Origin of the sequence: Providencia sp. 2024EL-00732 (assembly GCF_044006275.1) — a bacterium.
GTDB classification, from domain to species: Bacteria; Pseudomonadota; Gammaproteobacteria; order Enterobacterales; family Enterobacteriaceae; genus Providencia; species Providencia huashanensis.
In genome coordinates, this window is sequence record NZ_JBIPDG010000018.1 from 14,903 (window position 1) to 35,749 (window position 20,847).

Here is a 20,847-nt window from a genome sequence, read left to right on the forward strand (position 1 = left end):
GCTAAAAATGCTTTTCTTGGCGAATAATGAACCCTGATGAAACAAGTTCTGTCCGGTTGGTGACTTGTGCTTTGGTAAAAATATTCCGCAAATGCGTTTTTACCGTAGACAGAGATACACCTAATAATAATGCAATACGTTTGTTGCTTGCACCTTCTCGTACTAAGTGGATAATTTCTTGTTCTTTAGGAGTATAAGAAACTAAGGAATCAGGCAGCACATCAAATGTCATTAGCTCTGCAACAGGTAAAATTGCATTTAACCGCATGATTTCTTGTTGGCTAAAAGGGCTATCTCGCATGATTGAAATTCCAGCAATAATCTTATTTTTCCGCCGAATAAAGATTTCAGCCATATCCGTCATATTATTTGGTTGCATAAAGTCATGGAAGAATGCCTGATTTTGCTGACGTGCCTCCGCCCCCATTCTCACTAAGCGTAAGTCACTGCTACGAAAGTTATTCGGGTGTAAAGGATCTAGCTGATAAAAACAGGCAAGATAATCTTGGTGCATTTTTGCGGGAACCCCATAAAGTATATAGTTATCGGGTTGCCAGTGGTCATTAACCAGATAATACACGGATGCTGATATAGGAATAATATGAGCAATCGTATTTAGGCAGCAATCAATCAATGTTTGTTGGTGAGGGCTAAATAATAAAGAGCTCATCATATTACCTTCCGTAGCCAATCGAATTATTATCATGCGCCTTATTGATATTAACATAAAGTAAACATGTTAATAACGTGAGGTTGCTTGCAGTATTTAAAAATCGTTAAAACCCATCCAATAATGCTCTATTGCTTTTGGGTATCTTTAGTGAACTTATTATTAATATATTAACAAAGCGTTTTTTTGTTATGCATTGATATCTAATTAATTATCTATTTTTTGATTCAGTTGTTGGTACTTTTTGCGCTGTTTTTGGGTTCCCCCCTCTCTCTGGGTATCGTCCTTTAGAACGATAGCGAGTCGTTTGTGCTTATTTTTATAGTGGCAATTCAGTCACTATATTTTTACAAAAAATTCACATTCATGACTGTGTATGGAGCGAGAGGGAAGAAAAATGAATTTATCCTCAAAATTGTCGTCACATCTAGAGAATGGGAAAGTTGGCTTTCCTACAACATTGGCAAGTTCTGCCGGTTTGATTATGGCTAGTCCTGTTATCTTAACGGTTATTAGTGGATTCGGCATTGGCGGTGATACTTTTGCTTTAGCGGTGTTGTTGAGTTTTATTATGATGCAAGCTCAGCTAACAACATTTTCTGAAGCTGCTGCAATCCTACCAACATCAGGTTCGGTATATGATTATATTTCTTGTGGAATGGGGCGCTTCTGGGCAATTACTGGGGCGCTTTCTGCCTATTTAATAGTGCATGTCTTTGCTGGAACGGCCGAAACAATTCTTTCTGGAATTATGGCGTTGGTTAATTTTGAGCATTTAAATACGGTTTTAGAAACCAGTAATTCCTCGTGGATGGTTGGTGTTGGGCTTGTTGTTACTTTTGGTATTTTAAACGCTTTTGGGATCGAAGCTTTTGGTAAGGTGGAAGTTGTGCTGACGTTTGCTATGTGGTCTACATTAGTGATCTTCAGCATAAGCGGCTTGTTATTACCATTTCATGTACAGACGGATGGTTGGTTTGGTCAGCCATTGAATACAGACCCAACATTAGTACTGAGTTTTATTGGAATGGCCATGTTCATGTTTGTAGGGTGTGAGTTAGTGACACCAATGGCGCCTGAGATTAAAAACTCAGCCAAAGTTATTCCGCGGGCAATGACAACAGGGTTGTTCTGTGTCGCTCTGTGTATGGTGCTATTTGGAGCCGCATTAGCGAACCAAGTGGAAAATGTGGTGGTTGACCCACAAACGGGAACCCGTTTATTGGAAACACCAATGGCTATTCCAGCATTTGCGGAATTAGTGATGGGTGAGTTTGGTAAATATTGGATTGGTGTGGCACTTTTACTTGCTGGTGGAGCCACAATCAATACTTTAATGGCCGCAGTACCGCGTATTCTTTACGGGATGGCACTTGATGGTGCATTACCTCGCATCTTTGCTTACTTACACCCACGCTTTAAAACACCAGTATTTGGTATTTTAGTTGCTGTGATGATCCCTTGTTTACACGCCTTTGCTATCCAAGGCGATCTTGACCGCATCATTCCTTTAGTATTAGCCGCTGTGTGCTCTTGGGGAGTTGCTTATTTATTGGTAACTATTTCCGTGGTGCTATTGCGTATCCGTCGCCCTGATTTACACCGCGCTTATCGTTCACCATTCTTCCCTCTGCCACAGATTATTTCGAGTGTGGGCATTATTTTAGCCATTGTTTATATCACTCCACCGGGTATGAGTAAGTCTGATGTATATATTCCTTTTGCAATAATGTTAGGTTTAACTGCTGGTTATGCCTTAATTTGGACGGTTTTTGTGCAAAAAGTTAACCCATTCAAACCGCTAAGTGTAGAGTCAGTCCTATCAAACTCATTCCGAGATGAAGAAATTGAGGGAGGCCAACTTGAGCCATTACGCAACCTCGCCTAAATATTCGCTATGGCAGCGGCTAGGCAGCAGATTAACCAAAAAACGTTTACCAGTGGGCTATCAAACTGGGCTAACACTTAATCGTATTGAGCGAGATATGCTTCCTTATCCGTGTGAATGGCGGGCACCGGGAGCGCTCCTTATTCAATTACAACCTGAATTAACGATTGAAGTCACTGAACGCCCAAGAAAGCTGTTTCTTGCTTTTATTGTATATAGCCGTTTTGCCGTTTCTGGTATTTGTCATCAGGATATTAATGCAAAAATTGAAGTAAAAACGCGAGGAAGTGTAAGGAAAAAACATATCCATTTTGTATCTAAACAAATAGATGGGGCTAAGGTTATTGGCTGGTTGAATGAATATCCCATTATTCGGCAAACATTAGAAGAGTTGGATTTTAACCGATGCCAAATAGAGCTTAATCATGGTCAGTGGCGTTGTGAGATTGAACCTTTTACTGCATCAGAGATGGTCAGTCGTATTCCTGCAACACGACGTTATCTGAGGCTGGAGAGCAAGCAACGTCATCGTTTATTGAGCGCATTACAGTTAATTAGCCAACTGATGGAAAAAAAACGGATTATCCGTTGAGTTTGAATAAGTTCTTTGATAGTAATAATTATTATTATCAATTGATTCATTGGAATGAGATGTGAAATCTTTGCCACTTTTAGGGTGTATTTTGTTTTCTTCAGCAGCCATCGCAACCTCTTCAGACTGTATTCGATTAGCGGAGCTTTCTACTGCCGAAGGGGTGCATAACAGTAAGGGGGATAGCTGTTTATTTTTTGAAGCATCACAGCAAAATTTTATCAAGCAACGTGGAGAGGGGGTTTCCAAGGTCACATTACTAGACGCTAAGCAACAGCCCATACGTACTCTACAAGAATATGGTTCGGCGCAAGAACCTCATTCTGCGGATTATTTAGTCCCTACAAATGGGGTTTATTATCTTTCTTTGAAAGGTGAGCCGGGGAAGCCTTGGCGTCTGCAATTTGATGTCAAACCTTATCAGCCGTTAGATATCAAAAAAGAGGGAGAGCCTGTAAGCCCTAAGTTGCAAAGCCTATTGGATGAGTATTATAGCGATGGGGACTCAGCCGCTTTCTGGCAAGCTGTTGCGATAGAAGGAACTCCACTGATTGAGGATCTCGCTGGTTCGCAAAAGCGAGCAACTTTTTTATGGCGGGGGGCGAAATCCAATGTGTATATTTTAGGAGCGCCATCGGGGAATCATGAAAGAATGGCGCATTTGGCGGGAACTGATATTTGGTACCGCTCTTTTATTATCCCTGATAAGACATTGTCACAATATAAAATTGCCCCTGATATCCCAATGGTTCCTGAAGGTGGTTTCGCACAGCGTAAGGCAATATTAGTGACAGCACAAGCTGACCCGTATAACCCCAACGTTATTCCATCTTTAGCTGAAGATAAATACGACCGCTTCTCCTTATTGTCACTAGCGCCACAAATACGCCAATGTAATTTCCCATTAATAAAGCACTCGCAAGTTCAAGGAAGTTTGGAAACTTTTACACTTTCTAGCCGTGTTTTGAATAATGAACGAAAAATTACGGTATATCGCGCAAATATGCCGATGAAACACCCTGCGCTGTTAGTGTTGTTAGATGGTCAGATTTACCAACAAAATTATCAAATGGTGAAGTTTTTTGATAAATGGATGAATAACGGTGATTTGCCAGCTATGGATATCGTGTTTGTCGATAGCATCAGTTCGGAACGTCGTGGGGAAGAGCTGCCTCCTAATCATGACTTCCCTCAATTGCTGGCGGATGAGTTAATGCCGTTACTGGTAAAAAAGGGAATCCAAGCGGACGCTAAACACACTATTATTGCGGGGTCTAGTTATGGAGGGCTTGGGGCAACTTGGAATGCCTTACAGCATCCGGAGGTATTCGGCAATGTGTTAAGCATGTCAGGGTCTTATTGGTGGTCACCAAAGGGGGAAGACCCTGAATGGCTGATCCGGGAAATTGAAACCATGCCGAAGCAACCCATTCGATTTTTCCTTGAGGCGGGTTTATTTGAACAAAGAGGCAGTTGGGGCGGAATTATTCAAAATCATTATCACTTGTTTGACGTATTAAAGCATAAAGGCTACCAAGTTGATGCAATAGAATTACCCAGCGGCCATGATTACATTTCTTGGTGTGAAACACTGTATGAGGGCACAAAGAAACTCTCATCACAGTGGTAAGCAATAACCGGATTAGTGCTTAAAGCAGCTTGTAATGAGCTGCTTTTTCATTTTTATGACAACCGTATTCATTTCGCCATAAAAGCGTCATTCAACTGTCATCTAGCTCCTTTAGCATGCCTATCATTATTTAAAACATACTTATTCATTTTTCATTATTGATCGGCAAGGAAACTGTTATGACTGGTAATTTTATGAAATCTTTTTTAGCTGTCACAGTAAGTACATTGATTTTAGGAAGTACAATCCCTGCTTATGCCGCAGATAAAAATGATGCGGTTTCAGAAAACCGTGCGGCCCAAGGCGATATCACTAAATTTGGCGGAGCACGTCGTTTAGCGACTGAACAAACTGACATCATGAAAGCGGCGCTTCACAATGGTCAAGCCAAAAATGTGATTTTATTTATCGGTGATGGTATGGGGGATTCTGAAATTACCGTCGCACGTAACTATGCAGAAGGTGCAGCTGGCTTTTTTAAAGGCATCGATGCCTTACCTATCACAGGGCAATATACTCACTATGCATTAGATAAAAAAACGCAGAAACCTGATTATGTGACTGACTCGGCGGCTTCCGCAACTGCATGGTCATCGGGTGTGAAAACATATAATGGTGCATTGGGAATCGATGTATTTGGTAATGACCACGAAACGTTAATTGAAATTGCGAAACGTAATGGAAAAGCTACGGGCAACGTGACAACCTCTGAGATTCAGGATGCAACTCCAGCCGCGCAGTTCGCCCATGTCAGTGCACGTAAATGTTATGGACCTGAAGAAACATCAGAAAAATGTGCGGCTAATGCCTTAGAAAATGGCGGGCGTGGCTCGATTTCAGAGCAGTTATTGATCACTCGCGCAGATGTGACCCTTGGCGGTGGTGCGAAGAGCTTCAAACAAGAAGCAAAAGCTGGGGACTATAAAGGTAAAACGTTAGAACAACAGGCTATTGAACGTGGTTACAACATTGTGCGTGATGCAAATGCGTTGAACAACGTCACTGTTGCGAATCAAGATAAACCTGTTTTAGGTTTATTCCATGATGGCAATATGGCAGTCGCGTGGGAAGGGCCTAAAGCCGTTCATTATGGCAACATCAATAATGCACCACTTGAATGTAAACCTAATTCTAAATTAGATCCAAATGCGCCAACGTTAGCGCAAATGACTAAAAAAGCGATTGATTTATTAGAAGTCAACCCGAATGGTTTCTTCTTGCAAGTTGAGAGCGCATCCATAGATAAACAAGATCACAAAGCAAATCCGTGTGGCCAAATTGGTGAGACCGTGGCTCTCGATGAAGCCGTTCAAGTTGGTTTAGATTTTGCTAAACAACATGGTGATACTTTGGTTATCGTGACTGCGGATCACTCACATTCGAGCCAAATCATACCGGAAGGCACTAAATCAACAGGGCTAACTCAAGCGTTGATTACTAAAGATGGCTCTGTGATGGTGGTTAACTACGGGAACTCTGAAGAAGATGACTCACAGGAGCACACTGGCGCTCAGTTACGTGTAGCTGCCTATGGCCCACATGCGGCAAACGTAATGGGTCTGACTGACCAAACCGATTTGTTCTTTACCATGCGTGATGCAATGGGATTGAAGCAATAAACCAACCCTGTAATATAAATTCTCCGCGACAGGATGTTGCGGAGAATTTTTTTAACGGCCTTCTTTCCTCTCCCCTTTATTCAACCATTCCTTAATAGCTTTATGAAATATTTGAACTTATTTATTTATTGGTTATCTTGATTTATTATTTTTTAATAATCAAAACGAGAGCTTATTTATAAGCGCAGCATGATGAGAACCAATTTATGAGAGAAGTACGGAAACTACAGCGAGATGAAATTCCAGCGGTTTGGTCTATTGATCGCACTGAATTAATTGAGCACCTATATTTACATCAAGATGGGAAATTGGTGCTATCAAAGCAGCGCTTTGATATGAAAGGTTGGCCTGAAGGTGAACCTGAAGCTTACACTCCACATTTGTTGGAAAGTTATGACCAAGGGGCCATTTTTATAGGGGTGTTTGAACAAGGGAAACTGATTGCAGCTGCGAGTTTAGACAATACATGGCGTGGTGAGCAAAAAAATTTGCTGCAGTTGTCTTTTTTACATGTTAGTCACCCACATCGTGGTGAAGGTTTGGCTGGGCTGCTATTTCAGCAGTGTGTTGACCTAGCCATTCAAAAAAACGCTAAAGGGCTGTATATATCGGCGACACCATCAGAAAATACAGTACATTTCTACCAATATCTTGGCTGTACTTTGATTGAAAAACCTGACCCAGAATTATTTGCTTTAGAGCCGGAAGATATTCACTTTGTATATTGGTTTGATTAGAGTGTTTTGTTAATGAATATGTTTGTTGGCTATTGATTTTGTCGTCAAATTGAACAATAAATATTGAAATTCACACAAAATCAGATATGATTGATAATCATTATCATTTGAGATTGTTGAGGTCATTATGCCAACTAGCATATCAAAAACAACTGGCTTACGGCGCATAGGGGCTGGTTTATGGGGTGTTTTCGCCGTGATATTGCTGAGCATTACCTATGTACTCAGCAATATGGGGTTAGATAACCTCAAAATCACCATGATCATTATGATGATCGCGACTGCAGGTATGTTGTTTAACCGTGGTTCTCGGCGTTTATTGATTATCCCAGCCGTTGTTTCACTCGTGTGTTTTCTGGCTGCATTTGTATTACAAAGGTAGTATTGGGTTAAATAATGAGTGAATGCATTAGGAAAAATAATAGAGGGAAAGTGAGCGCACGGTAGAAAGTGCTTTCAAGTCAATTTGAAGTGAAAAACACTGACTGCATCAGTGGTGTGAAAGGGGGGATTAGCCCCCCATACGTCTATAGAATACTAACACCTGAAGCTAGCGCGTCTAGCAATTCCGTCACCCTCGCAACTCACTAAGTTTGTCTGGTTACACTAATTCGGTGTAGCTTTTGGTCGCCGTTTTTTGGTAAAAAATAGCCAGTCAATAATGACTGGCCACTTCTAGTTTGGGTGAATTTATCGGCGTGTTAATTTCACTGATACAGTTAGCGCTTAATCGCTTGATAAACTTTAAATTTCCCTGTTTTAGCTAGCACCTCATGGCTACCGAATGCTTTATCCAGTAAATCAGGGTAAGGTAAAAAAGCATTGGCGACTATGCGCAAGCGCCCGCCCTTTTTCAGGAATTTAGGAGCTTGGTAAATCATATTTTCAACTGCACGGTAGCTAGTATTTAGCCCATCATGGAAAGGTGGATTAGAAATAATCCAGTCAAACTTATCATGAATATCTGAATAAGCGTCACTTGCAACCACTTTGCCTGTTAGCTGATTAGCTTCAAGTGTAGAAGCTGCGGAATCTAATGCAGAGGCACTAACATCACTTAATGTAAGTTTTATTTCTGGGTTTTGGGAACCAATAACGGCCGCCAATACGCCATTACCGCAAGCTAAGTCTAATAGGTCACCGCTCATAGGCTCTGTAAGTGTAGATAATAATAAATCACTACCGATATCGAGTTCCATATGGCTAAATACGCCTGGTAATGCATTAATTCTAACATTATCAATTTGATAATGACGCCACCAGCGAGAAATATCAAACTGGGTCGGTTGCTCTAGTTCGCCATAATACAAACCACAGCGGCGTGCAGAGTCAATTTTTTGCAAGCTAGCGATGCCTTCCATTATAGACTCGGCACTTTTTACCCCGCTACGGTTCTCCCCTACGATAAATATTTGGCTACCAGTAGCGAGGTGGGTACAAAGATCATCAAGCTGAAAACAAGCTTCTTGCTTGTTTTTTTGCCAAAAATAGATGAGTGTATTACAGGGCTGAATAAATTCAGCTGGGGTTGTCGCAGAGTATAACGCCATTTCCCCCATTAACGGTTGTAAACGTTGCCAGTGGTGATACTGGTTCGTAATGACACGAACGCTTGCTGCTTCTAAGGTTGCTGCAAGTTCATCCTGAATGTCACCGGCCAAAATGACATGACGATCTGTAAAGTGTTCGAGATGGCGCTGTATAACTTCGCTGGCAGGTGTCAGTAATGACATATTCTGTCAATCTCCTAAAATAATAGATAACCGATAACACATTACCAGAAATGGGAGAAATAGCATTGCTCTGTTGGCGCTATTAATCCCCTTTGATAAGATGTGGTTGTACAATTGCGACTGGAAAAATAAATGACACGACGTGACAGGCTTTTAGAACAAATGGGGATCACTCAATGGATGGTGAGAAATCCAGCTGTGTTACGTGGTGAACGTGGTGTAAGGATCCCAGCGTCGACTAAGCTTATTATTATTACTGATGAGAACCTCGATTTAAATAGCCAACTGCTAAAAGATATTTTTCTATCAATGAATATTGTCTCTGATGATGTTGTTTGTGTTAATTCAGAGCAGTTAGGTTTACTCCCAACACCAATAATAACGCCTTGTTGGGTATTAGGTGGCGAAACCCACCCCGAAGGTTCAAAAATCACGTTTATTTCACCTGTTTTGTCTGAGCTGATGTCAAGTCACAGCGCTAAACAGGCACTATGGAAACAAATTTATCAATATGATGAAAATATCAACACTAAAGCAATCTGATCTCGCAACTGCTTTCTTAATTGAGAAGTTAAGTCATGACTTCCCATGGACTGAGCGTGTTTTTTATGGGAATCAAGGGGAAAAGTATCATAACATTAAGATTTCTATTAATAATCAAGTTGTTGGGTATGCAATAACTCAGTGTGTGTTGGATGAAGCCACTTTATTCAATATTGCTGTCCATCCTGACTATCAAGGGCAGGGGTATGGTCGTTTATTACTCGAGCAACTGATCAGCGATTTAGTTAAAAAAGGTATCTTAACCTTGTGGCTAGAGGTTAGGGAATCGAATGCATCAGCATTACATCTGTATGATAAGCTTGGCTTTCATCAAGTAACAGTACGGAAAGATTATTACCCGGCGAAAAAAGGCCGAGAGGATGCACTTGTCCTCGCTCTAACATTATTGAATGACGAATAAATACGGTTATCATTTTAAATGTGGAATTAAAAACCCCAGCACGAGACTCGTGCTGGGGTTTTGTCATTTAGGTTCTTATTTTTCTGTTTCCGAAAGAATGGTTTTATTCATCAGCTTAATATCTTCTTTCTGTTGTATTTTTGCTGCTGCTTGTGCATTCACTTCTTCGTTCAGGCCTTTATAGGTGGAATAACACATGATTAGCATCATGATAGATAATGGAACAGCCATCGCAACAAGGGCTGATTGTAAGCCGGATAACCCCCCAGTCATGATGAGTACTATTGCAATCGCTGCAATGATCACACCCCAAATTGTTTTCGTCACATGAGATGGGTTTGGGTTCCCATTTTCACTTACCATACCGAGTACGAAAACCGCTGAGTTTGCTGAGGTAACAAAGAAAATCAACACCAGAACAATAGCTATCATACTAATAAAGGTTGAGGCTGGAAAATAATCTAAAAATTTAAATAACGCAGAAGTAACATCGGTTTTTACTGCGTCAGCCAGTGCTGTTTGTCCTAGGTTTTGAATAAGATGGATTGCAGATCCACCCATCACGGCGAACCAAGCGAATGCACTTAATACAGGAATGAATACGGCACCAATCATAAATTCTTTAATCGTTCTGCCTTTTGAGATACGCGCTACAAAGCTACCGACTAATGGTGCCCATGCAATCCACCAACCGAAGTAAAAGAGTGTCCAGTTCGCAATCCAAGTTCCATCGTTGTACGGCTCGGTGCGAAAAGACATACTGACAAAGTTTTGTACGTAATCACCAATGCCTTGGAATAACACTTTTAAAATCGTTTGTGTTGGACCAGAGATAAAGATAAATGCCATCAACCCTATAGCAAGTACGATATTTAGGTTGGATAGATGCTTAATTGCCCCCTGCAGCCCTGAAATAGTGGAAGCGATATATACGACGGTGATAATGGCAATTAAACCAATTTGTACATAAATACTAATTGGTAACCCCCACAAATAGTTCATTCCACTGTTAACTTGTAGTGTACCAAAACCGAGTGATGTTGCGATACCGATAACGATGGAAAGCATCACTAACACGTTGATCCATTTACCAATCGAGCCGTAAATACGATCACCAAGTAATGGGTAAAATACTGAGCTCATTGATGCAGGGAGTTTCTTTCTAAATTGAAAGTAACCTAATGCAACGCCGACGAGTGCATAACAAGCCCAAGCTGATACCCCCCAGTGTAGGTAGACATATTGCATCGCCGCTTTGGCTGATTGCTCTGTAGAGCCTTGGCCAATTGGTGGACTAATATAATAGGAGACGGGTTCCGCTACCCCCCAAAACATTAAGCTAATGCCAATTGATGCGCTAAATAGCATCGCAATCCAAGTGACGGTGCTGTATTCCGGCTTGTCATCATCATCGCCTAGACGAATGTGCCCAAATTTAGAAAAACCAAGGAACATACAAAAGGCAAAAAAGGTAAAAACGGAACCTAAGATAAACCAACCTAGGTTGTTGTAGATAAAACTTAAAGCTGAGTGTGAAAATGCTTCCAGTTTGTCAGGGATAAAGGCGCCAAAACTAATTAGCGCCAAACTAAAGGCTAACGACACGTAAAATATAGACTTCTTATGATTCATCATACCTCTTCTCCGGTTGCTCACTTATTTTTTTTGTATGAGAGTTGGCTTGCAGGGAATTCCTATTGTGTTTGTAAGGTTGTTTTTCGTTAATAGCTACTGTTGGTTTACAGAGAATAGCCATGCAAAGATTGCGTAGTCAACAAATAATTAACTTGTCATTAACAGAATCGGTAAATATATATTGCCTATTATATTGTTTTTATTGATGAAATAATGCATGAATAAATTTTAGTCAATATTTTGTTTGATCATTATTGAGATCTGGATTAACATCCATAAAAAATATGTTAACTATAAGTTTACAAAGTGAGGGCAATTATGAGCAATGCAACCAAAGTCATTTCGATCAATGATCACCTTGATATTGATAACGCATGGACGATCCCTGCACGTTATTACACTTCTGATGATATTTTTGAGTATGAAAAAGAAAAAATATTTGCTAATTCATGGGTTTGTGTTGCCCATATCAGTGAAGTAAAAGAAAAAAACTCGTATATCACTCGTGAACTTATTGGTGAAAGCCTCGTGATCGTTCGTGGTCGTGATGATGTTTTACGTGGTTTTTATAACGTATGTCCACATCGTGGTCACCAATTAATCAGTGGTGAAAGTGGCAAAGTTAAGAATGTGATTACTTGCCCTTATCATGCATGGGCATTCAAGCTGGATGGTCAATTAGCACATGCGACCAATTGTGAGAATGTGAATAATTTTGAATCAGATGCCATGTCATTAAGCTCTTTCCATGTGACTGAACATGCAGGGTTTATTTATGTCAATATGACAACTGAAGAACCTCAACCAATTGAACAGCAATTACCTGGTTTAGCAGAAAAAATGCAAGAAGCCTGTGCTGTGATTGGTGATTTAAAATTGGCAGCACGTTTTGTCAGCCGTACCCCAGCTAATTGGAAAACTATCGTTGATAATTATATTGAATGTTATCACTGCCCGACTAACCATGTTAGTTTCGCGAGTTCAGTGGATGTTAGCGTATATGAACATCAATTATTGGATAACTGGACCGTACAAATCGGTAAAGCTAAACCTTCAGAGTCTTCATATCAGTTTGATGAATCTGTATTAGATCCTCGTTTCTTTGGTTTTTGGATTTGGCCAAGCACAATGTTCAATATGCCGCCAGGAGGGGATTTTATGACGGTTATCTATGAGTTCCCTGTCAATGCCGGAGAAACATTGCAGCATTATGATATTTACTTCCTTAATGAAGAGTTGACGGAGTACCAGAAAAATTTAGTCGAATGGTATCGTACCGTTTTTCGTCCTGAAGATTTACGTCTCGTTGAAAGTGTTCAAAAAGGCTTGAGATCTCGCGGTTACCGTGGGCAAGGCAGAATTATGGTAGATAGGCAACGCAGTGGTATTAGTGAACACGGTGTGGCTCATTTCCATAAGATTTTAGCTGGTGCGCATAGCGAGTAATTACGTTATTGAACATAAATGAACGAGGAGAAGTCACAAATGCATAAGTTAACTAACCCAGCGCTATTTCGTCAGACATGTTATATCAATGGGCAATGGGTTGATTCAGGTCAGAAAATCCCTGTGACTAATCCTGTTGACCAATCTGTGCTGGGAGAAATTCCCAGCTTGTCGGCAAGACAAGTGGATGAGGCTATTGAGCAAGCTCACATGGCGATGGAAGGTTGGCAGCAGCTTACCGCCAAGGCTCGTTCTATCATTTTACGACGTTGGTTTGAGCTTATCGAAGCCAATGTTGATGATCTCGGTCGCTTAATGACCTTAGAACAGGGTAAGCCATTACATGAAGCTAAAGGTGAAATTCGCTACGCCGCTTCATTTATAGAATGGTTTGCAGAGGAAGGTAAACGTGTTTATGGGGAGACTATCCCTCAGACTGTTGGGAGTAACCGGATTTCGACAATTAAGCAACCTATCGGGGTGTGTAGTGCCATTACACCATGGAATTTCCCCGCTGCGATGATCACCCGTAAAGCGGCACCGGCTCTTGCGGCAGGGTGTAGCATTATCATCAAACCAGCGACAGAAACACCTTTTACGGCTCTTGCATTAGCTCAATTGGCCGATGAGGCGGGTATTCCAGCAGGGGTTTTTAATGTTGTGACGGGGGAATCGCGTATTTTAGGCGAAAGACTGACAAAACATGAGCTTATCAGTAAGTTTTCGTTTACAGGTTCGACACAAGTAGGCCGAATATTATCAGAACAGTGTGCATCGACTATAAAGAAAACGTCGTTAGAACTCGGTGGTAATGCGCCTTTTATCGTCTTTGAGGATGCAGACATTGATAAAGCAGTAACTGCCGCTATTCAAGCTAAGTTCCGTAATGGTGGGCAAACCTGTGTTTGTGTTAACCGTTTCTATATTCATACTGCTATTTTTGACGAATTTAAAACCAAGTTTGTCGCAGAAGTGGCCAAATTAACCGTCGGAAATGGGCTTGCTGCGGGTACCGATATTGGGCCAATGATTACATCTAAGGCAATAGAAGGAATGAATGCATTATTGCAAGATGCATTAGCGAAAGGTGCTAAATTATTAACATTAGGTAATGAAATCAAAGAACAAGCCAACTTTTTTAATCCAAAAGTATTGGTAGATGTTGATGATTCAATGGACATTGTTCATGAAGAAATTTTTGGTCCTATTGCCACATTGATCCGCTTTAATGATGAGAGTGAAGTAATTTCTCGGGCAAATAATACTATTTATGGGCTAGCGGCGTACTTTTTCTCTCGGGATGTGAATCGGGTATATCGTGTCGCAGAAAAGCTGCAAAGTGGTATGGTCGGCATCAATACTGGTTTGATTTCTAATGAGGTTGCGCCATTCGGCGGTGTGAAACAATCTGGTTTAGGGAAAGAAGGCTCTCGTTATGGCATTGAGGATTATTTAAGCATTAAGTACTTGTGTATCGATATTGGATAAGGAAGGAGAACAGTGATGAACCAAGCAAAAATCGCGGTAAATGTTAGCCGAATAGAGCAGGTTAGCCCAAACATCAAAATGTTCGAATTCGTTGCACAGGACGGTACTTTTATGCCCTTTAGTGCGGGGAGCCATGTTACCGTTCATATGGGGGGAGAGGCTGGCTTACAGCGTGCGTATTCACTCATTAGTGATCCGCAACACTGTGGGAGTTATTGCATTTCTGTTCTGCGTGATGAAAATTCAAAAGGTGGCTCAGCTTTTATGCATGAGCAGTTATCTTTAGGGGATAGTTTATATTTATCCCCTGCCCAGAATTTTTTCTCGCTTGAGAAAAACAGCAAGTGTAAGCATGTTTTGATAGCTGGAGGGATCGGTATTACGCCATTTCTTTCTTATTTATATGAGTTAGAGCACGGCAATATGGATTTTGAACTCCATTACTGTTTTCGTGACCGCAAAACGGCGGCTTTTGTCGAACATTTACAAGAGCGTATTGGCGACCGATTGCATGTATACGATAGCAGCCAAGGGCAGCGAATGTCAGTTGAGCAGTTAATCAAAAGCCAACCAAGTCATAGTCATGTTTATGTATGTGGTCCGGAATCATTAATTAATAATGTGATTGAAGAAGGTCAAAAACATCTTGGCGAGTCACAGATTCACTTTGAAAATTTTGGCGAAGTCGCGAGTGAAGGTGAGTCATTTGAAGTGCATTTTCAGCGTTCAGGGATTAGCTTAGTTGTTGGTGAAGATATGTCTATATTACAGGCAATCGAAGCAGATAAGCGCATTAATGTGGAATGTTTATGCCGTAATGGAGTCTGTGGTACTTGTGAAACGGCAATATTAGAAGGGGAGGCAGACCACCGAGACCTATACCTTGATGATGATGAAAAAGCGCAGCAAAAAACCATGATGCTGTGTGTGTCTCGCGCCAAAACTAAGCGGCTAGTGCTTGACCTATAACCGGGTTGCCCCATGATTACCCAATGGGGCAATGATTAACCACTCAGATATCTTTTAACTCAAACATTAAAAATATCTGCTGTTCATCATTAACATGTTGATAAGCTGTAATTTGTTTATCTTGAAAAACAACCTGCCCTCGGCCAGTATCGAGTACTTCATCTAGCCATGATTTATGACTAATGACTAATTGATACAATAAGCGTTGTAGGTCGAGGTAGTCTATTTCAGATGAGAGGCTGTTTAAATTACTGGCTAAAATTTCACCCGCTTTGTCTGTGAAAACAACAAGATGATTGAAATGAGAAAGTAAAACATCAAAGTAGCATTTGATTTTACGTAAGCGTAATTCATTATTTTTACGTTCAGTATTGTCTAAGCTAATCCCGACTAATTTAGTTACTTTTCCATTTGAACCCCGAACACCTGTGGCACGAGATGTTATCCAGCGGTATTCACCTTCCCAGTTAATTTTGAAATCCATTTCATGGGCTCCACCTTCGCGGATGATTTTGGAATAACCATTAACCAGTTTTTCTTTAGAGTGGTGATCCATTAATGCCCAGAAATCTTCATTACTGGTGATTTTGATGCCATAAACGGCTTCAACGTTATCAGAGTAATTGAGCTCTCCGCTCATTAAGTCCCATTCCCATGTGACGATATCCGCAGATTCTTGGAGGTGGACTTCATTTATATTACGCATGACCCCTGCATTGGTGACAGTAATTAGGCTATTGGTGTATTCACCGTATTTCAACCAAATTTTGTCGACATCCAATAGTGTGGCGAGTTTTTCAAGGTTATCTTCATCTATCATGCCACCTTTTGTCCATTTATTGACCGCGGTTCTTGAGACACCAAGGGCTTCAGCTGCTTTTAATTGGCTCATTTTTTTCTGTTTTAGCAGTTTTAATAAACGTTCTTTGAATGTCTCTGCTTCTATCATCAATGCATATCCACCTTTTGCTAATAAAACTTAATTAAGTGCGTTCATGGTGTAAATTGTTGGTGAGGAATTGCTCTAAATTTTCAATAAACACTCTAAGATTAGCACTAGTTCGGATACTTCTCGAATAAACAGCATAAACATCTGCTGTTTGGTGCCATTGTGGTAAAACACGTATCAATTGACCAGATTGCAATTCGGGAAGCACGCTCCATAGGGAGCGCAGCAGTATGCCTTCGCCACTTAAACACCATTGTTTGGCCACTTCACCATTATTGACGGTCAGCTTACTGTTCGGTGTGACTGTCATACTTTCTTGTTGCTGCTCAAGTTTCCAAACAGCTGGAGCTTGGTTGCGTTCCTTGATAGCAATGCACAAGTGTTTTTGCTCAAGCTGTTGCGGATATTTAGGGTAGCCATATTTAGCCAAATAGCTTGGTGATGCGCATAAAACCCGCTGGTTATGGGCGATACGTCTAGCAATGAATTGCTCGGAAATGGCGCCTCCGATACAAATATCAACATCAATATTTTCATTGATAATATCGACGGATTTATCTGTCAGTGTAAGGTCAATCCCTAGTAAAGGGTAACTTTCCCGTAATGTGAGGATGAACGGGTTAATGTATGTACTACCAAACCCGGTGCTACAACTAATGCGAAGCGAGCCACGGATCTCTTCTCGACATGCATTAAGCTGCTCTTGCATATGTTCAAGTTCTGCTAACATCGCTTCACTACTGCGTAAAATTATCTGCCCTTCATGGGTGAGTTTAATTGAACGAGCAGTCCTAAAAAATAATATTTGCCCTAAATTTTCTTCGAGCAATTTAATTCGTTTAGAGATATAAGCAGGGGAAACCAACAGTTGCTGAGCTGCTTGAGAAAAACTCATTAGGCGCGCAACAGTCACAAAAACGCGGATATCCTCTAATGCTGGGAGCTTGTTCATAGTTTGTAAACCTAAGGATTACACTTCATGCCTATACTTTATCACAGCAAGCCATAAACTGGAGAACAAACATACCCAATTCATTTATCAGAGGTTTTCACTATGTCACAATTTAATATCGCAGTAATCCCAGGTGATGGCATCGGTACAGAAGTGATCCCTGAGGGGATAAAAGTTTTAGAAGCGGCAGCGAGTAAACATAATATAAAGCTTAACTTTACGTATTTTGATTGGTCATGTGAAACTTACCATCGTACGGGGCGTATGATGCCTGAAGATGGCTTAGAACAATTGAAAAAATTTGATGCTATTTTTTTAGGGGCGGTTGGTTTCCCTGGGGTGCCTGATCATATTTCTTTGTGGGGGTTATTACTGCCAATTCGTCGCGCATTTAACCAGTATGTGAATCTTCGCCCCGTACGTTTGTTTGATGGCATCAAGTGCCCACTTGCGGATAAAAACCCCGGAGATATTGATTTTTATGTGGTGCGTGAAAACGTGGAGGGTGAGTATTCGGCTATTGGTGGTATTCAATATGAAGGTACTGATGAAGAAATGGTGTTGCAGCAAAGTATCTTCACCCGTAAAGGTACCGACCGTATTTTAAAATATGCGTTTGACTTAGCACAATCGCGCGACAAAAAACATTTAAGTTCCGCGACTAAATCGAATGGTTTGTTTCATTCAATGCCTTATTGGGACAGTCGGGTAGCTGAAATGGCAAAACAATACCCAGAAATTAAAGTCGACCAATTCCATATCGATATTTTTGCTGCCAACTTAGTTCGAATGCCTGAGTTTTATGATGTGATTGTTGGGTCAAACTTATTTGGTGATATTTTGTCTGATTTAGGGCCTGCTTGTACTGGCACGATTGCGATTGCACCATCTGCAAATATTAACCCTGAAAAAGAATTTCCATCAATGTTTGAGCCAGTTCATGGCTCTGCGCCAGATATTGCAGGGCAAAATATTGCAAACCCAATCGGTACTATTTGGGCCGCAGCCATGATGATGCAGCATTTAGGCTGCCAAGATATCCACGATACTATTATGAGCGCAGTGGAAACCGCGATTAAACAGCGCCGGAACTTAACTCGTGATATGGGTGGGGATGCCAGTACACAAGCACTTGGAGAGGAAATTGCTCACTTAGTGGCGCTTTAACCAGTGGTTTATATTGTTATCATTTAGCTAATTTGCTACAGGGTCGAGGTACTGTTTTACGTGTACCTCGATGCTTTGATTGTTAATACCCCCAAGATCTGCGAAAATATCCACCAATTTTGATTAACAAAACGGATTTGCTGCGCTTAGAGCCAAATCAAGCCTCTTCGAATGCCTATACAAATCTGTATATAAACGAAAAGAACGGTTAAATGACAGATCAGAACTTTCTCCATGAAGTTAGCACACGTAGAACGTTTGCTATCATATCCCACCCCGATGCGGGTAAAACCACAATCACTGAAAAAGTGTTATTGTTCGGGCATGCTATTCAACGGGCTGGTACGGTAAAAGGCCGGGGTTCTAACCAGCACGCTAAATCCGACTGGATGGAAATGGAAAAGCAGCGTGGTATTTCGATTACTACCTCTGTCATGCAATTTCCTTATAACGATTGCCTTGTTAACCTACTTGATACCCCAGGGCATGAAGATTTCTCGGAAGACACTTACCGGACGTTGACTGCGGTTGACTGCTGCTTGATGGTTATTGACTCAGGTAAAGGGGTTGAAGACCGGACACGTAAACTGATGGAAGTTACTCGCTTACGTGATACGCCAATCTTAACATTCATGAATAAATTGGACCGTGATATTCGCGACCCAATGGAATTAATGGATGAAGTGGAAAACGAGCTGAAAATTGCCTGTTGCCCAATCACATGGCCTATAGGTTGCGGTAAATTATTCAAAGGTGTTTACCACTTACTGCGTGATGAAACCATCCTATACCAAACAGGTCAAGGCCATACAATTCAAGAAATTCGCATTATTAAAGGGTTAAATAACCCTGAATTGGATGCTGCTGTGGGAGACGAACTGGCAGCCCAATTACGTGATGAACTTGAGCTTGTTCAAGGCGCATCCCATGAATTTGACCATGAAGCATTTTTGCAAGGTGAGTTAACCCCGGTATTTTTTGGTACGGCTTTAGGTAACTTTGGTGTTGACCATATGTTAGACGGGCTAGTCGAATGGGCTCCACAACCACAAGCGCGTAAAACAGATTTGCGTGAAGTGAAAGCAACAGAAGAAAAATTTACGGGCTTTGTGTTCAAAATCCAAGCTAATATGGACCCGAAACACCGTGACCGTGTTGCATTTATGCGTATTGTTTCAGGTACTTATGAAAAAGGCATGAAACTACGTCAAGTGCGTATTAAAAAGGATGTGGTAATTTCTGATGCCTTAACCTTTATGGCTGGTGACCGCTCTCAAGTTGAGAATGCTTATGCGGGGGATATTATCGGCTTACATAATCATGGGACTATCCAAATCGGTGATACCTTTACACAAGGTGAAGAGTTGAAGTTTACGGGTATCCCTAACTTTGCACCTGAATTGTTCCGCCGTATTCGTTTACGTGACCCATTAAAACAAAAGCAACTGTTAAAAGGCCTTGTTCAACTTTCGGAAGAAGGTGCGGTACAAGTTTTCCGTCCGTTAACCAATAATGACTTAATTGTTGGCGCGGTCGGTGTGTTGCAGTTTGATGTGGTAGTGGCACGTCTGAAAAGCGAGTATAACGTAGAAGCTATTTACGAAGCCGTAAACGTTTCTACAGCTCGTTGGGTTGAGTGTGACGATGCGAAAAAATTCGAAGAATTTAAACGTAAAAATGAGCAAAATTTAGCACTTGATGGCGGTGATAACCTATCTTATATTGCGCCAACAATGGTGAACTTAAATCTCACTAGTGAACGCTACCCTGATGTTAGGTTCCGTAAAACACGCGAACACTAATACGTTTTTTCTCTCCCGCTACTAGTTTTGTAGCGGGGGATCTTCTTTCGACCTTCTTTTAAAGCCTATTTTTCTGTTTTTTATCGCATTTGCATCAAGAATATTCTGTCTTTGTCTTCTTTCTCTTTATTTTTAACGTTTTTTTACTTAGGCTATATTATTAGTTAGTCCATCACAGTGAAAGGAAGGTTTTTTATGAAAAAAGCAACGCTATTAAGCTGTTTGGGGGTTATTGGGTTGAGCTGGGCGCTCACGGCTTGTAGCTCATCATCAGATAGCGCTTTGAAAAAACAAGCTTCAGAAACGTGGGACAGCGCGTCAAAAACCGTTGAAATGGCGGGTAAAGATACAGGAAATGCAATTTCGAGCGGTGCAAAAAATACGGGTGAGTATATTGATGACTCTGCGATCACCGCTGATGTGAAAGGAAAACTACTCGGTACGAAAGGTATTTCGAGTAATAATGTATCAGTGAAAACCGTTAATGGAGTGGTTTATTTATCAGGTTTTGTCACCTCGACGGATCAAATTGACAAAATTGTACTGGTGGCATCACAAGTTAATGGGGTGAAATCAGTCCAAAATGGTCTGGTGCTTGCCAACTGA

19 protein-coding genes are annotated in these 20,847 nt (G+C 41.0%); 14 read left to right on the top strand and 5 right to left on the bottom strand.

The window, feature by feature from the left end:
• Position 1: 1 nt before the first annotated feature.
• Positions 2-670 carry a LuxR C-terminal-related transcriptional regulator gene (locus ACHB7C_RS19260; protein WP_094301196.1) on the bottom strand — a complete coding sequence of 223 codons (669 nt, stop codon included), beginning with the start codon at positions 668-670 and terminating at the stop codon, positions 2-4.
• 397 nt (positions 671-1,067) lie between these two features.
• Here ACHB7C_RS19260 and ACHB7C_RS19265 point away from each other — a divergent pair, with 397 nt between their 5' ends.
• The 6 genes from ACHB7C_RS19265 (at position 1,068) to ACHB7C_RS19290 (ending at position 7,518) form a co-directional block, all read left to right on the top strand.
• Entirely contained in the window at positions 1,068-2,558 is a 1,491-nt protein-coding gene (locus ACHB7C_RS19265; RefSeq protein ID WP_042849078.1) for an APC family permease, read from the top strand.
• Complete coding sequence (locus ACHB7C_RS19270) at positions 2,533-3,150, top strand: DUF3156 family protein (RefSeq protein ID WP_042849077.1); 618 nt, start codon at positions 2,533-2,535, stop codon at positions 3,148-3,150. Before ACHB7C_RS19265 ends, ACHB7C_RS19270 begins: the two co-directional genes overlap by 26 nt.
• A gap of 61 nt (positions 3,151-3,211) precedes the next feature.
• On the top strand, positions 3,212-4,780 hold the full coding sequence (locus tag ACHB7C_RS19275) for an alpha/beta hydrolase-fold protein (protein WP_395348236.1): 1,569 nt from the start codon (positions 3,212-3,214) through the stop codon (positions 4,778-4,780).
• A 179-nt stretch (positions 4,781-4,959) separates the two neighbouring features.
• On the top strand, positions 4,960-6,399 hold the full coding sequence (phoA, locus tag ACHB7C_RS19280; RefSeq protein WP_042849075.1) for an alkaline phosphatase: 1,440 nt from the start codon (positions 4,960-4,962) through the stop codon (positions 6,397-6,399).
• Positions 6,400-6,605: 206 nt separating this feature from the next.
• Positions 6,606-7,136, top strand: a complete 531-nt coding sequence (locus tag ACHB7C_RS19285) for a GNAT family N-acetyltransferase (RefSeq protein ID WP_042849074.1) — start codon at positions 6,606-6,608, stop codon at positions 7,134-7,136.
• Between the two features lie 127 nt (positions 7,137-7,263).
• Positions 7,264-7,518, top strand: a complete 255-nt coding sequence (locus tag ACHB7C_RS19290; RefSeq protein WP_042849073.1) for a DUF1435 family protein — start codon at positions 7,264-7,266, stop codon at positions 7,516-7,518.
• Positions 7,519-7,855: 337 nt separating this feature from the next.
• Here ACHB7C_RS19290 and rsmC read toward each other — a convergent pair whose 3' ends face one another.
• On the bottom strand, positions 7,856-8,869 hold the full coding sequence (rsmC, locus tag ACHB7C_RS19295) for a 16S rRNA (guanine(1207)-N(2))-methyltransferase RsmC (protein ID WP_048608598.1): 1,014 nt from the start codon (positions 8,867-8,869) through the stop codon (positions 7,856-7,858).
• Positions 8,870-9,001: 132 nt separating this feature from the next.
• On the opposite strand from rsmC, the gene ACHB7C_RS19300 reads away from it, so the two are divergent.
• Together ACHB7C_RS19300 and rimI are read left to right on the top strand one after the other, a co-directional pair.
• Entirely contained in the window at positions 9,002-9,412 is a 411-nt protein-coding gene (locus ACHB7C_RS19300) for a DNA polymerase III subunit psi (RefSeq protein ID WP_042849071.1), read from the top strand.
• Positions 9,381-9,833: a ribosomal protein S18-alanine N-acetyltransferase gene (gene rimI / locus ACHB7C_RS19305; protein WP_042849070.1), complete on the top strand. Its 453-nt coding sequence runs from the start codon at positions 9,381-9,383 to the stop codon at positions 9,831-9,833. The genes ACHB7C_RS19300 and rimI overlap by 32 nt, the downstream gene beginning before the upstream one ends.
• Before the next feature lie 75 nt (positions 9,834-9,908).
• On the opposite strand, the gene ACHB7C_RS19310 is transcribed toward rimI, so the two are convergent.
• Complete coding sequence (locus tag ACHB7C_RS19310; protein ID WP_395348240.1) at positions 9,909-11,468, bottom strand: BCCT family transporter; 1,560 nt, start codon at positions 11,466-11,468, stop codon at positions 9,909-9,911.
• Between the two features lie 318 nt (positions 11,469-11,786).
• Between ACHB7C_RS19310 and ACHB7C_RS19315 the strand changes: the two genes are divergently transcribed.
• From ACHB7C_RS19315 to ACHB7C_RS19325, 3 genes are read left to right on the top strand one after another with little or no spacing between them, the layout of a single operon-like run.
• Entirely contained in the window at positions 11,787-12,914 is a 1,128-nt protein-coding gene (locus ACHB7C_RS19315) for an aromatic ring-hydroxylating dioxygenase subunit alpha (protein ID WP_042849069.1), read from the top strand.
• A gap of 39 nt (positions 12,915-12,953) precedes the next feature.
• Positions 12,954-14,402, top strand: a complete 1,449-nt coding sequence (locus ACHB7C_RS19320) for an NAD-dependent succinate-semialdehyde dehydrogenase (protein ID WP_042849068.1) — start codon at positions 12,954-12,956, stop codon at positions 14,400-14,402.
• Between the two features lie 15 nt (positions 14,403-14,417).
• The gene (locus ACHB7C_RS19325; RefSeq protein ID WP_166686038.1) at positions 14,418-15,371 is read left to right on the top strand and encodes a PDR/VanB family oxidoreductase; all 954 of its coding nucleotides are present in this window, start codon (positions 14,418-14,420) and stop codon (positions 15,369-15,371) included.
• A 43-nt stretch (positions 15,372-15,414) separates the two neighbouring features.
• On the opposite strand, the gene ACHB7C_RS19330 is transcribed toward ACHB7C_RS19325, so the two are convergent.
• Positions 15,415-16,320 carry a helix-turn-helix transcriptional regulator gene (locus ACHB7C_RS19330; protein WP_042849066.1) on the bottom strand — a complete coding sequence of 302 codons (906 nt, stop codon included), beginning with the start codon at positions 16,318-16,320 and terminating at the stop codon, positions 15,415-15,417.
• 34 nt (positions 16,321-16,354) lie between these two features.
• Complete coding sequence (locus ACHB7C_RS19335) at positions 16,355-17,272, bottom strand: LysR substrate-binding domain-containing protein (protein WP_042849065.1); 918 nt, start codon at positions 17,270-17,272, stop codon at positions 16,355-16,357.
• A gap of 102 nt (positions 17,273-17,374) precedes the next feature.
• Here ACHB7C_RS19335 and ACHB7C_RS19340 point away from each other — a divergent pair, with 102 nt between their 5' ends.
• From ACHB7C_RS19340 to ACHB7C_RS19350, 3 genes are all read left to right on the top strand, one after another.
• Positions 17,375-18,439 carry a tartrate dehydrogenase gene (locus ACHB7C_RS19340; RefSeq protein ID WP_042849064.1) on the top strand — a complete coding sequence of 355 codons (1,065 nt, stop codon included), beginning with the start codon at positions 17,375-17,377 and terminating at the stop codon, positions 18,437-18,439.
• A 212-nt stretch (positions 18,440-18,651) separates the two neighbouring features.
• A complete protein-coding gene (prfC, locus tag ACHB7C_RS19345) occupies positions 18,652-20,241 on the top strand; it encodes a peptide chain release factor 3 (protein WP_042849063.1) in 1,590 nt (529 codons plus the stop codon).
• A 195-nt stretch (positions 20,242-20,436) separates the two neighbouring features.
• Entirely contained in the window at positions 20,437-20,847 is a 411-nt protein-coding gene (locus tag ACHB7C_RS19350; protein ID WP_042849062.1) for a BON domain-containing protein, read from the top strand.

Coding starts and splice junctions, on each gene's coding strand:
- ACHB7C_RS19260 (WP_094301196.1), bottom strand. CDS start 670: ATGAGCTCTTTATTATTTAGCCCTCACCAACAAACATTGATTGATTGC.
- ACHB7C_RS19265 (WP_042849078.1), top strand. CDS start 1,068: ATGAATTTATCCTCAAAATTGTCGTCACATCTAGAGAATGGGAAAGTT.
- phoA (WP_042849075.1), top strand. CDS start 4,960: ATGACTGGTAATTTTATGAAATCTTTTTTAGCTGTCACAGTAAGTACA.
- ACHB7C_RS19285 (WP_042849074.1), top strand. CDS start 6,606: ATGAGAGAAGTACGGAAACTACAGCGAGATGAAATTCCAGCGGTTTGG.
- ACHB7C_RS19290 (WP_042849073.1), top strand. CDS start 7,264: ATGCCAACTAGCATATCAAAAACAACTGGCTTACGGCGCATAGGGGCT.
- rsmC (WP_048608598.1), bottom strand. CDS start 8,869: ATGTCATTACTGACACCTGCCAGCGAAGTTATACAGCGCCATCTCGAA.
- ACHB7C_RS19300 (WP_042849071.1), top strand. CDS start 9,002: ATGACACGACGTGACAGGCTTTTAGAACAAATGGGGATCACTCAATGG.
- rimI (WP_042849070.1), top strand. CDS start 9,381: ATGATGAAAATATCAACACTAAAGCAATCTGATCTCGCAACTGCTTTC.
- ACHB7C_RS19310 (WP_395348240.1), bottom strand. CDS start 11,468: ATGATGAATCATAAGAAGTCTATATTTTACGTGTCGTTAGCCTTTAGT.
- ACHB7C_RS19315 (WP_042849069.1), top strand. CDS start 11,787: ATGAGCAATGCAACCAAAGTCATTTCGATCAATGATCACCTTGATATT.
- ACHB7C_RS19320 (WP_042849068.1), top strand. CDS start 12,954: ATGCATAAGTTAACTAACCCAGCGCTATTTCGTCAGACATGTTATATC.
- ACHB7C_RS19325 (WP_166686038.1), top strand. CDS start 14,418: ATGAACCAAGCAAAAATCGCGGTAAATGTTAGCCGAATAGAGCAGGTT.
- ACHB7C_RS19330 (WP_042849066.1), bottom strand. CDS start 16,320: ATGATAGAAGCAGAGACATTCAAAGAACGTTTATTAAAACTGCTAAAA.
- ACHB7C_RS19335 (WP_042849065.1), bottom strand. CDS start 17,272: ATGAACAAGCTCCCAGCATTAGAGGATATCCGCGTTTTTGTGACTGTT.
- ACHB7C_RS19340 (WP_042849064.1), top strand. CDS start 17,375: ATGTCACAATTTAATATCGCAGTAATCCCAGGTGATGGCATCGGTACA.
- prfC (WP_042849063.1), top strand. CDS start 18,652: ATGACAGATCAGAACTTTCTCCATGAAGTTAGCACACGTAGAACGTTT.
- ACHB7C_RS19350 (WP_042849062.1), top strand. CDS start 20,437: ATGAAAAAAGCAACGCTATTAAGCTGTTTGGGGGTTATTGGGTTGAGC.